Raw genomic sequence first — 12,506 nt, forward strand, 5'->3', positions numbered from 1 at the left:
TTTTAATGAAGAACCCACGAGAAGATTTTCCTCATGGGTAGATTGGTATAAATTACTTTCGCTTAAAGAATAATAAATAAAAACCGATACCGACAAGTAGAAGGGGCCAATAGGTTATAATATAGGAAAAACCACCTTCAAAAACCCCCATCCATCCCATAAATCGGCTATAGTTCAGAAAGAGTAAGGCAATAAGTATGATAACAACACTATGAGCTAAACCACTTTTAGTCTTAAAGTAGGTTAACAACATTCCAATCCCAACAATTAATAATAGTGTGCCTGATTGTTTTGGCCAAAAACTAAGTTGATTGATACTATGAAAATGAAATCCAAAACCAGTTAAGATGATACCAGGAAGTATGCTACTCGGATTATTTTCTATATAGGCTTGAAATAAAAATGCAAGGCCCACAATGATAACGAGTGTTTGCCACGAGTAGAAGGTAGTAAATATTGGTAGGTGTAACTGTTGAAGTAGTAGATAACTACCAATGCCGACAAGAATGATACCAGTAAACATCGTATTTTTTTTCATAAGATCCCCCGTGCTACTTACTTGATTTGACAATATTTTTTTGTTAATGTAACCATTGAAGTCATTATAAATTACTCTATATAAAAACGCATGAAATACACTTATCTTATTATTCATTTATCTTAGCATAGGTTAAATGAAACTGTTCACACTTTTTTCGAAAATCGTTTTCATCGGACATGGTATAATAGTAATAGTTTTTGTGGACGAATTATGATCCATTCATTATTAAAAGGTTGGGGTGAGAGATTTGCATACATTAATGGTCGGACTAAATTATAAAACAGCCCCTGTCGAAATACGTGAAAAATTAACTTTTGATTCAGAAAGCATTGCACAAGCAATGGCAGAATTGAAAGGAAAAAAAAGTATATTAGAGAATGTAATTGTCTCAACATGTAATCGAACAGAAATATATGCTGTTGTCGACCAACTCCATACAGGACGCTACTATATAAAAGATTTCCTTTCACAATGGTTTGGGATCGACAAAGAAGAATTCACACCATATATAAATATCTTCGAAGATGATGGTGCTGTTGAACATTTATTTCGAGTTACAAGTGGTCTGAATTCAATGGTTCTTGGTGAAACACAAATACTTGGACAAGTTCGTTCAAGCTTTTTGTCTGCGCAAGAAAAAGGAACATCAGGGACAGTTTTTAATCACCTATTTAAACAATCGATTACACTAGCAAAACGTGCACATTCTGAAACTGAAATTGGATCAAATGCTGTTTCAGTAAGTTATGCAGCAGTTGAGCTTGCGAAGAAAATATTCGGTAATCTTGCAAATAAAAAAGTACTCATATTAGGTGCAGGTAAAATGGGTGAATTAGCTGTTCAAAACTTACACGGTTCAGGTGTAGGTAAAGTGACAGTTATGAATCGCACATTTGAAAAAGCAAAAAACCTTGCTGAGAAATTCCAAGGTGAAGCAAAGGCTATTGAAGAGTTGCAATGTGCACTAGTGGACGCTGACATATTAATTAGCTCAACTGGTGCAAAAGGCTATGTAGTTACAAAAGACATGATGCAGGATGTTGAGCGGATGAGAAAGGGTCGACCTTTGTTTATGGTGGATATCGCCGTACCAAGAGATTTAGACCCAGAATTAGCAGATTTAGAAAGTGTCTTTTTATATGATATCGATGATTTAGAAGGAATTGTGGAAGCCAATCTTCAAGAGCGTAAAGTTGCAGCTGAAGCAATTGAATTGATGATTGAAGCTGAAATTGTTGAATTTAAGAATTGGTTAAATACGTTAGGTGTCGTACCAGTTATATCAGCACTACGTAATAAGGCATTAGCCATTCAGGCTGAGACAATGGAGAGCATTGAACGCAAAATACCTAATCTTTCTGAACGAGAGAAAAAAGTGTTAAACAAGCATACAAAGAGTATCATTAATCAGCTATTAAAAGATCCTATTTTACAAGCAAAAGAACTTGCTGCACAACCGAATGCAGACGAGTCTCTAGGATTATTCATGAAAATTTTTGATATCGAAGAAGCTGTTGTTTCTGAGTATGGGATGCAGAAGGAAAAAGGTAAGTTGAACAAAGTGGCAAGTAGTCAGCAGCCTTCTCTACAGTCATAATGAGGAGAAAATGGGTATGGTAGAGATGAATGTAATGAGGTTACATGAGTTCACTGTAATACTCTATTGCCTTAGTGTCCTACTTTATTTTATAGACTTTCTTCATAATAACCGGAAGGTGAATAAGATTGCCTTCTGGTTACTTGCATTTGTATGGTTAATTCAATCGATTTTTCTAATTACTCGAATGCTGGATACGGGCAGGTTGCCGATTCTGTCCATGATAGAAGGACTATATTTTTATTCTTGGGTTTTGATTACTCTCTCATTAATTTTAAATAAATTTTTAAGAGTAGATTTCATTGTTTTTTTTACAAATTTATTGGGATTCTTTATGATGGCATTACACACATTTGCTCCTGGACAGCATGGTTCAAGTGCAGTAGAAAGTCAACTCATCTCAGAACTGCTCATAATACATATCATAATCGCCATTCTGTCTTATGGAGCTTTTTCGATATCGTTCATATTTTCCATTTTGTATTTAATTCAGCACAATCTATTAAAACAGAAAAAATGGGGAAAGCGTCTACTTCGTCTTGACGATTTATCGAAGCTTGATCATATGGCATATGTATTGAACCTCATTGGAGTGCCCATGCTTTTACTATCACTTATTTTAGGTGTGCTTTGGGCTTTTATAAAGGTGGAAAATTTTTATTTCTATGACGCAAAAGTATTAGGGTCCTTTTTTGTTCTACTTATCTATTCTTGGTACCTATATAAAAGGGTCGTACAAAAGCTTCAAGGGAAGACAATTGCCTATTGGAATATAGGGGCATTTTTACTATTACTTATTAATTTCTTTTTGTTTGGAAGCTTATCTAGTTTCCATTTCTGGCATACATACACAGGAGGTACATGATGAGAAAAATAATTGTAGGTTCTCGAAGAAGTAAATTAGCTATTACACAAACAAACTGGGTAATTCAGCAACTTAAGAATCTTGGTGTCCCATATGAGTTTGAGGTGAAAGAAATTGTTACAAAAGGAGATCGAATTCTGGATGTAACATTATCTAAAGTTGGTGGAAAAGGTCTTTTCGTAAAAGAAATTGAGCAAGCCTTGTATGATAAGGAAATTGATATGGCAGTCCACAGTATGAAGGATATGCCTGCTGAAATGCCTGCAGGTTTAATCATTGGTTGTGTTCCGAAACGTGAGGACCATCGAGATGTGATTATTTCGAAAGGGAATGTACCATTTGATAAACTTCCAAGTGGGGCAATCGTTGGAACAAGCAGTTTACGAAGAAGTGCACAACTGTTAGCAAAAAGAGACGATATCGAAATTAAATGGATTCGTGGAAATATTGATACAAGACTAGCAAAGCTTGAAAACGAAGATTATGATGCAATCGTTTTAGCTGCAGCTGGCTTAAAACGATTAGGCTGGTCTGATGAGGTTGTATCAGAGTTTGTAGAACCAGAAGTGTGCTTACCTGCTGTCGGTCAAGGAGCACTTGCCATTGAGTGTCGTGAAGATGATGTGGAAGTTTTAGAATTATTATCTAAATTTAATGATGAGTATACAGAAAAAACAGTTGCAGCCGAGCGTGCTTTCCTACATAAGATGGAGGGTGGATGTCAGATTCCAATTGCAGCTTATGCGACGATGTCAGACGATCAAGAAATTGCTTTAACCGTATTAGTTGGATCTCCTGATGGAAAAACGATTTACAAAGAACAAGTATACGGATTTAATCCAATTGAGGTTGGACATCAAGCAGCCGATAAATTATCAGAACTTGGTGCGAAAAAATTAATCGACCAAGTAAAAGAGGAGCTTAACCAGTAATGGAAGGCGAACAACCTCTTCTAGGCAAAACAATTTTAAATACAAGAGGTAAAAAGCAAGCCGCCGAATTTTCTCGTAAAATCATTGAAGCTGGTGGAACTTCAATTGAAGTTCCATTGCTTACTTTCCAAAAACCAGAAGAATCAGCAGGAATAGAGGAAGCTATAAAAAATATACATACATTTGATTGGCTCATTTTTACAAGCAAAAACGGTGTTGATTGCTTTTTCGATTATTATGATTGTGTGAATGAAAAAGAAGACCATAAGCTACCGTTGCCAAAAATTGCAGTAGTTGGCACAAAGACAGAACAAGCCTTGAACTCGAAAGGTCATAAAGCAGAGCTTGTACCTGATGAATTTATAGCAGAAGGTTTGTTTGATCGTTTAAGACCTTTTGTAAAATCGGGTGCTCGCTTTTTACTCGCACGAGGAAATCTAGGTCGATCCTATTTGGTTGAAGAACTAATTAAGCATGGTGCGCAGGTTACCGATTTAATTGTCTATGAGACAGTTGGAAATGCTCGTGAAAAAGAGCGCTTAATAAAGCTGTTAAAGGAAAAGCGAATAGATATTATAACCTTTACAAGTCCATCGACAGTGAAACAATTTCATAAAATGGTGGAACAATCGGATTGGCAAGAATGGACAAAAGACGTGATATTTGCTTGTATAGGACCTGAAACAAAAAAGAGTGCAGATAACTTACAAGTTCCGATTCATATCTGTCCTGCAAACTATACAGTAGATTATTTATTAACAGATATCATTGCTTATTTAAAAGAGCAAGGAGGAGAAGAATAGATGGAAAAGTTACAATTTGCTAGACATAGAAGATTACGTCAAACTGCAAACATTCGAGCGTTAGTACGTGAAACCCATCTACATACAGATGACTTAATCTACCCTCTATTTATTGCAGAAGGTGAAAATAAAAAAGTAGAAGTTGCATCAATGCCAGGTGTATATAATATCTCTTTAGATTTACTAGAACAAGAGCTTGATGAGATTGTAGCGTTAGGCATTAAATCAGTCATCTTATTTGGTGTACCACATGAAAATGAAAAAGATGAAGTAGGGACAGGGGCTTTTCATGATCATGGGATTGTTCAAAAAGCAACTCAACTAACAAAAGAAAAATATCCAGAATTAGTGGTTATAGCAGATACTTGTCTCTGTGAATATACATCACATGGCCACTGTGGGGTTATCGAGAACGGACAGATTCTAAATGATCCATCACTTGAATTATTAGCAAAGACAGCCGTAAGTCAGGCGAAAGCTGGTGCAGATATTATTGCTCCATCCAATATGATGGATGGATTTGTAACAGCGATTCGTCATGGTCTTGACGAAGCAGGGTTTGAAAATGTTCCAATTATGTCTTACGCTGTTAAATATTCATCTGCATTTTATGGCCCATTCCGTGATGCAGCGGGGAGTGCTCCTTCATTTGGTGACCGTAAAACATATCAAATGGATTATGCGAATCGCTTAGAGGCATTACGAGAAGCAGAATCTGATATTGAAGAGGGTGCTGATTTCTTAATTGTAAAACCAGCATTATCTTATTTAGATATCGTACGTGATGTCAAAAATCATTTTAATGCGCCAGTGGTTGCCTACAATGTGAGTGGCGAATATTCAATGATCAAAGCTGCTGCTCAAAACGGATGGATTAATGAAAAAGATATTGTCATGGAAATGCTAACTGGTATGAAACGTGCTGGTGCTGACTTAATTATTACATATCACTCAAAAGACGTTGCTCGTTGGTTACAAGAACAGAAATAATACACATTTGATATCAATTCCCACTGTAGTAATGTTTTTATCTTCAGTGGGGACAAGCTACAAAAGAAAGGGGATACGAAGATGAGAAGTTATGAAAAATCAAAAGCGGCTTTTGTGGACGCTCTTAAGCTTATGCCAGGTGGAGTAAACAGCCCTGTTCGTGCTTTCAAGTCCGTAAACATGGACCCAATTTTTATGGAGCGAGGGAAAGGTTCCAAAATATACGATATCGATGGTAATGAATACATAGATTACGTTTTATCATGGGGACCACTCATTCACGGGCATGCGAATGACCAAGTCGTTGAAGCACTAAAAAAAGCATCGGAATTAGGTACTAGCTTTGGTGCACCTACATTAGCGGAAAATGAATTAGCAAAGCTTGTCATTGAAAGAGTTCCTTCCATTGAAGTTGTTCGTATGGTTAACTCTGGTACGGAAGCAACAATGAGTGCATTGCGCCTAGCAAGAGGTTATACTGGTCGCAGTAAAATTCTAAAATTTGAAGGGTGCTACCATGGTCATGGTGATTCACTATTAATTAAAGCAGGCTCAGGTGTGGCTACACTAGGTTTACCTGATAGTCCAGGAGTTCCTGAAGGAATCGCAAAAAATACAATTACTGTTCCATATAATGATTTAGAAGCTGTAAAATATGCATTCGAGCAATTCGGTGAAGATATTGCTGGCGTAATTGTAGAACCAGTTGCAGGAAACATGGGAGTTGTTCCGCCACAACCTGGATTCCTTGAAGCACTACGTGAAATCACAACTCAAAATGGCACATTGCTTATCTTTGACGAGGTAATGACTGGATTCCGTGTGGATTATCATTGTGCTCAAGGCTACTATGGTGTTACACCAGACCTCACTTGCCTTGGTAAGGTAATCGGTGGAGGATTGCCAGTTGGTGCATATGGTGGACGTGCAGACATTATGGAAAATATCGCACCAGCTGGACCAATCTATCAAGCAGGAACACTTTCTGGAAATCCATTAGCAATGGCTGCTGGCTATGAGACTCTCTCACAGCTAACACCAGATCACTACACTGAATTCAAGAAAAAAGCGGATCGACTTGAAGCTGGTCTTACTGAAGCTGCTAAGAAATACGAGATCCCACATTGCATTAACCGAGCAGGTTCGATGATTGGTTTCTTCTTTACAGATGAGAAAGTCATTAATTATGATGTAGCAAAAACATCTAACTTAGAGTACTTTGCTACGTACTATCGTGAAATGGCAAATGCAGGAGTATTTCTACCACCATCTCAATTTGAAGGACTATTCCTATCAACTGCACATAGTGATGAAGATATTGAAAAAACTATTCAAGCCGCTGAAAAAGCATTTTCAAAACTTAAAGGGTAATCGACGTCCTATTTTGTTAAGTACAGTGCAAGAGAAACCACTATAAATTTTAGTAAATATATGGATAAGGCAGACTCATAAAAATATGAGTCTGCCTTTTGTGCGCTTGGCAGCGCATCGGACTAACAGGTGAAAGTCCTGAACACACCGTAGTGGCGGAAGTGTATAGCTGACAAGTAGTGCATTGCCGTGAGGCAATGTGCAGAGGACTTGAAGGCAAAACCTGGAACAGGTGACAATCTAACCATGTTGGCTGGCAGAGTCGGATAACCCTGCAAAAGAAGGGAGTGTCCAAAGCCACAAGAGGGCTCTGTTAGTTAAGAGGACTGGATTCAGGTGAAAGCCCGATGACGTGACCCAAGGAGGTCTCATCGTTTCCGAAATACGGTAACCCTTATTCAAGTCCGTGATGGATAAGATAAGATTATGAATGGTGAGAAGTCAGAGCAGGGGATAGTAGTGAAGAAGCTTACCGGAAAGGTCGCAATGGTGAGTGACTTAATACAAGTTATTAAGAGGAGCCTTAACCCAAAAGGTAGGGACTCTATGCGAAGCCCGTCTGTCCATGGAAGAAAAAAAACCGAGTTATCTTAGAATACGTCATGTCCATACAGAAACCGATAGGACAAATCCATAGAATCGGGGTCGAACAGAAGGGTAGACCGTATGGGGGCGCAGTACTTTGTGGACCTGTTGATATTGCGGAAATTGGGCTAGTCAATCATCAGACTGAAAGGAAAGATACGGAACATGAACGGAAAAGAAGGCAAACAAGGTTTTCGTGAGGGAGTAAGGATTCCACAAAAGAGAAAGTGGTATAGTCTTATAGATAAAATATGGGCAATGCCAAACATGGAGGAAGCCTTTAAAGAGGTTAAAAGAAATCGAGGTGCCGCAGGGATAGATGGAGTAACAATTAAGGCTTTTGAATTTGGTGTGGAGGATAATGTACAAATCCTTCAACGTGAATTACGAGATAAGACATATAAGCCGAGACCAGTGAAACGAGTATATATTCCAAAGGCTGATGGTTCAAAAAGACCTCTAGGTATCCCAACCGTGAGAGACCGAATAGTACAGGCTTCTGTACGCAGAATAATAGAGCCAATCTTTGAAGCTAAATTTCTTGATTGTAGTTTTGGTTTTCGACCGAACCGAAGTGCACATATGGCATTGGATAAAATCCGAAAGGATTTATTGGATGGTTATGTGTATGTAATTGATGCAGACCTAAAATCATACTTCGACACAATTCCACATGACAAACTAATGTCACTGGTTAGAGAAGAAATAGTGGATGGAAGTGTCATTGGACTACTTGAGAGTTTCCTCCAAGCAGGAATCATGGAAGGTGGAAGTTTCCACTTAAATGAAAAAGGTACTCCGCAAGGTGGTGTTATTAGTCCGCTTCTTGCGAACATATACTTGCATCCGTTAGATGAATTAATGACGGAGCGTGGACATCGCATTACGAGATATGCAGACGACTTCGTCATCTGTTGTAAATCACAAAAGGGTGCAGAAAGAGTACTTAAATCCGTTACTCGATTTCTTGAACAAAAACTCGGTTTAACTGTACATCCTGAAAAGACTAAGATTGTTGATAATATGAAAGAATCCTTTGTATTCTTAGGATATGAATTTAAACAAGGTTATTGGGTTAAGCCGTCAGAAAAATCGATAAAGAAATTTAAGAATAAGGTAAAGGAAATTACAAAGCGAAATCAAACAATAAACATGGAGAAGCTAATTAAAGAGAAACTTAATCCATACCTGCGTGGCTGGGCTAACTACTTCGGATACTGGCATTCCAAGACTCTATTTACGGAGTTTGACAAGTGGATTCGGAGGAGACTACGGTCCGTTCAATTGAGGAGCTGGCGAAAGATAAGAAAATTGCACAGAGAACTACGAAGAAGAAAGTGGAAAGGAGAACTTCCACAGTTGCGCATGTATGCTTGGAGAAGTTCTATGTCTACCCCAGTGCATGTAGCACTTCCAAATGAATGGTTTAAAGAAATTGGTCTCATATCTTTAGTGGATATTTACAATGAACATCATCCCCAACGGGGATAATCATGGAGGAGCCGTATGCGATGACCCGCACGTACGGATCTGTGAGAGGCGCATGAATAAATTCATGCGCCTACTCTATTTTGTTCAGGGCTAGTTAGTTACATCCATGCAAAAATTCTGTGTAAGTTAAAAGAATCTGGACAACTACAGTAAAACCCGTACATAAAATTAAAACAATTAGTAAAAGATGCAGAACCTACAGTATGTGAAAGTTTCATTTATTTAAAGAAAGTATCATAAATGCCTAGAATTTATCATAAAAATTGTAATGTCATAGTAAATCTGTGTAGAAGGGGACTGAAAGGAGCATTCCTGTTAGAAGGATTTTCGGGGACTTGAACAAAAAAGAGCCCTCTTGGTATGATACGGGGTGTCAAGATCTGCAGAAATTGACCCCTAATTTGTTAACCAAGGAGGACTCCATAATGGATTTTAAACAAAATCAAAAAATTAATCAAGTCACTGAAAAAACACTAGTGGTCGGAATCGATATTGCTAAGCGAACACATTTTGCTTGCTTTGTTGATGATCGCGGCCGTGTGCTCCAAAAATCGTTTTCCGTATCCCAGGCTGGAAATGGTTTCGATTATTTCTATAAACGCGTTCTGGATGCAATGGAAGAAAACGAAAAAACAGAGGTTATCATTGGGATTGAACCAACTGGCCACTATTGGCTGAATTTAGCTTACTTCCTTGAGGAACGAGGCATACCTTTGGTAATGGTTAATCCAATGCATGTCAGACGGTCAAAAGAGTTGGATGATAATCTTCCGACTAAACATGATCGTAAGGATGCATTAGTGATTGCTCGTCTCGTAAAAGATGGTCGCTTCAGCTATCCCCGTATCTTAAAAGGTATGGAAGCTGAACTTCGCGTTGGATCAACTTTCAAAAGTAAGCTGACTGAGGAATTAGGCGCTGTCAAAAACATGATGATTCGCTGGTTAGATCGCTATTTCCCTGAATTCACTCAGGTGTTTCCGTCATTCGGAAAAATGGCTTTGGCTGCACTTGAATGTACTCCATTTCCAAGTGATCTTCAACAGAAACAACCCGATGAAGTTTTATCCCTTTATCGAAAGGTTGAGGGGCTTAAATCTCCCCAAAGGCCTAAAGCAGTGCGCCTTATTGAAGTCGCTGCTAATTCTATCGGAGTAACAGAAGGACATGAGATGGCTCGAATTGAAATCACCACACTTGTCCGCCGTTACTATCAACTAGAAAAAGATATTGAAAGCATTACTCAACGCTTAGTTGAACTTGTAAAAACATCAGTAGAATACGAATGGCTATCAACGGTTGAAGGAATTGGAGATAACACTATTGTCGATCTATTAGCCGAAATAGGAAGCTTTTCAGACTACGAGAATCCACGCCAATTAATCAAACTTGCGGGATTAACGTTACGCGAAAATTCCTCTGGACTGCATAAAGGACAAAAACGCATCTCTAAACGAGGCAGAAGGAAACTACGTGCCCTCCTGTTCCGAGTAATGATGCCCATGATTCGTCACAATGAAGCTTTCAAAAAGCTACACGAGTATTACACAAACCGTCAGGTTAATCCTTTACGTAAGAAGCAATCCATCGTGGTTCTATGCGGAAAACTATTAAAAGTATTACACGGGATTTGCACGAAGCACAAAGCGTTTGACGCACAGCGAATGATGAGGGATATTCCTGGTCTCGAAGAGGCTGTATAAGTCCTTACACCCCTAAATTAGACTTAGACATCAGGATGACACGGAGAAGCTGGCACTTTTTTTTCCATTCGACCTAGAGTCCCTAAAGGAGCTTCGCTAGCCTCTGCCTTATGACTAGACCGAACGAAGGAATGTAGGCACTTAGATGCCAAGAGACATGGGAGGGTACGTCATCATAAGCTACGCAGAGATCCATTGTGCATCGTATAATTCCCTAGCACTACTTACCAGCATTATCCAGTAGTGACCGCGTAGCGTACCCATGTATTGGAATAGTTTCACATATTTTAAAAATACTGTTAGGAATTGTGTCGAAAAATATTTTTTTGACACCCCACTAACGGATCAAACCGTTGGTAAATCAACATTTATAGAGGGAGGAATAGCGATGTCTGAAAACTTACGCTTTTCAGTTGAGGAATCAGTATGGTTTCAAAAGGGACAGGAAGTCTCAGAGCTCATTTCAATATCACTTGACCCCGATATTGTCATACAAGAGCATGACCAGTACGTGTCCATTCGCGGTGCATTGCAGCTTACAGGTGAATATCGAATAGATGACAACATTCACGAAGAGGAAGAGCGTGATTTTGCATCAGTACGACTCGTGAATGAAGTACTTACACGTGAAGATGGGATTAGTGAATTAAACCATCGTTTCCCTGTCGATATTACAATACCACAAAACCGTGTTCAAAGCTTGGATGAAGTGTATGTTTCGATTGAAACATTTGATTATGAAATTCCAAAGCGTGGTTGTTTACAAATTGTTGCTGATTTATCAATTAGTGGTATTCAAGGTGTAACTCAACCACAAAAAGAAAAACGGGAAGAGGAAATTACCTCAATAGTAGCCGAAAGACCAAAAGAAGATGCAGAAGTTGTTGGAAAATCAGAAGAAGAAGCACCACAAGTGGTGGCGGAGCAATCTGATGAAGAGGAATTAGAACTAGTTAGAAGTAGTCCACCTGAAGAAGAGAATACGGCTTCAAATGAAGGGGATAAAGAAAGCCGAACAGAACAAAGTGAAGTAGTGCTGCAAAACCAAGAGGAAGTAGTGCTACATAATGAGGAGCAAGAAGTCATTGCAACAAGTGAGCAACAGGATGAGACTGACGCAGATTTATTTGTTCCATTTGAAGTAGAAGCTAGAAAAGAAGTCTATCAGGAAGAAGATGAGGTTGAGATTATCGAAGCGATTGAAGAAGATGAAGAAGAAGAAAACATTCAGCCGGTCTTAACGCCTTCATTTGAGGTAAAGGCTAGACACGATAACCATCTATCCTTTGGTTCTGATAAGGATGACAAAGACAAAAAGAGTCCTACTGCCGTACAAGATAAAGAAGGTCAAAAAGCACAAAGAGAGGAACAGGCGGAGGAATCAGTAAAACGAGACGAAAATGATTTATTACTCACGAGTATTTTTGGTAGAGATGAAGTAGATGATCATACGACAATGAAAATATGTATTGTTCAAAATGGAGATACACTAGAAAAAATTTCAGAACGATATGAAATAAGCGTACAACAATTAGTGCGTGTTAATTCGCTTAACACGGATTCTGTTTCGGAAGGACAGCTCTTATATATTCCTGTCCATGTTAATCATTAAAAGCAGTGATAGGGTG

At 38.5% G+C, this 12,506-nt stretch carries 10 protein-coding genes; 9 read left to right on the forward strand and 1 reads right to left on the reverse strand.

Features of this window, described 5'->3' with window-relative positions:
* Positions 1 to 52: 52 nt before the first annotated feature.
* Complete coding sequence (locus ACWPVE_RS14925) at positions 53 to 538, reverse strand: LiaI-LiaF-like domain-containing protein (protein WP_453994627.1); 486 nt, start codon at positions 536 to 538, stop codon at positions 53 to 55.
* A 250-nt stretch (positions 539 to 788) separates the two neighbouring features.
* Between ACWPVE_RS14925 and hemA the strand changes: the two genes are divergently transcribed.
* From hemA to spoVID, 9 genes are all read left to right on the forward strand, one after another.
* Positions 789 to 2,138 carry a glutamyl-tRNA reductase gene (gene hemA, locus ACWPVE_RS14930; RefSeq protein ID WP_453994629.1) on the forward strand — a complete coding sequence of 450 codons (1,350 nt, stop codon included), beginning with the start codon at positions 789 to 791 and terminating at the stop codon, positions 2,136 to 2,138.
* Positions 2,139 to 2,154: 16 nt separating this feature from the next.
* The gene (gene ccsA / locus ACWPVE_RS14935) at positions 2,155 to 3,003 is read left to right on the forward strand and encodes a cytochrome c biogenesis protein CcsA (protein ID WP_453994631.1); all 849 of its coding nucleotides are present in this window, start codon (positions 2,155 to 2,157) and stop codon (positions 3,001 to 3,003) included.
* The gene (hemC, locus tag ACWPVE_RS14940; RefSeq protein ID WP_453994633.1) at positions 3,003 to 3,935 is read left to right on the forward strand and encodes a hydroxymethylbilane synthase; all 933 of its coding nucleotides are present in this window, start codon (positions 3,003 to 3,005) and stop codon (positions 3,933 to 3,935) included. The genes ccsA and hemC overlap by 1 nt, the downstream gene beginning before the upstream one ends.
* Positions 3,935 to 4,738: a uroporphyrinogen-III synthase gene (locus ACWPVE_RS14945; RefSeq protein ID WP_453994635.1), complete on the forward strand. Its 804-nt coding sequence runs from the start codon at positions 3,935 to 3,937 to the stop codon at positions 4,736 to 4,738. The genes hemC and ACWPVE_RS14945 overlap by 1 nt, the downstream gene beginning before the upstream one ends.
* A complete protein-coding gene (gene hemB / locus ACWPVE_RS14950; protein WP_453994637.1) occupies positions 4,739 to 5,728 on the forward strand; it encodes a porphobilinogen synthase in 990 nt (329 codons plus the stop codon). It begins immediately after the preceding gene.
* A gap of 81 nt (positions 5,729 to 5,809) precedes the next feature.
* Positions 5,810 to 7,099 (forward strand): glutamate-1-semialdehyde 2,1-aminomutase, encoded by a 1,290-nt coding sequence (gene hemL / locus ACWPVE_RS14955; protein ID WP_453994639.1) that lies wholly within the window; start codon positions 5,810 to 5,812, stop codon positions 7,097 to 7,099.
* A 750-nt stretch (positions 7,100 to 7,849) separates the two neighbouring features.
* A complete protein-coding gene (ltrA, locus tag ACWPVE_RS14960; protein WP_453990916.1) occupies positions 7,850 to 9,175 on the forward strand; it encodes a group II intron reverse transcriptase/maturase in 1,326 nt (441 codons plus the stop codon).
* A 425-nt stretch (positions 9,176 to 9,600) separates the two neighbouring features.
* Positions 9,601 to 10,878: an IS110 family transposase gene (locus ACWPVE_RS14965; protein WP_453989956.1), complete on the forward strand. Its 1,278-nt coding sequence runs from the start codon at positions 9,601 to 9,603 to the stop codon at positions 10,876 to 10,878.
* Between the two features lie 388 nt (positions 10,879 to 11,266).
* A complete protein-coding gene (spoVID, locus tag ACWPVE_RS14970) occupies positions 11,267 to 12,490 on the forward strand; it encodes a stage VI sporulation protein D (RefSeq protein WP_453994641.1) in 1,224 nt (407 codons plus the stop codon).
* Positions 12,491 to 12,506: the final 16 nt, after the last annotated feature.

It is taken from the genome of Bacillus nitroreducens, assembly GCF_964021195.1.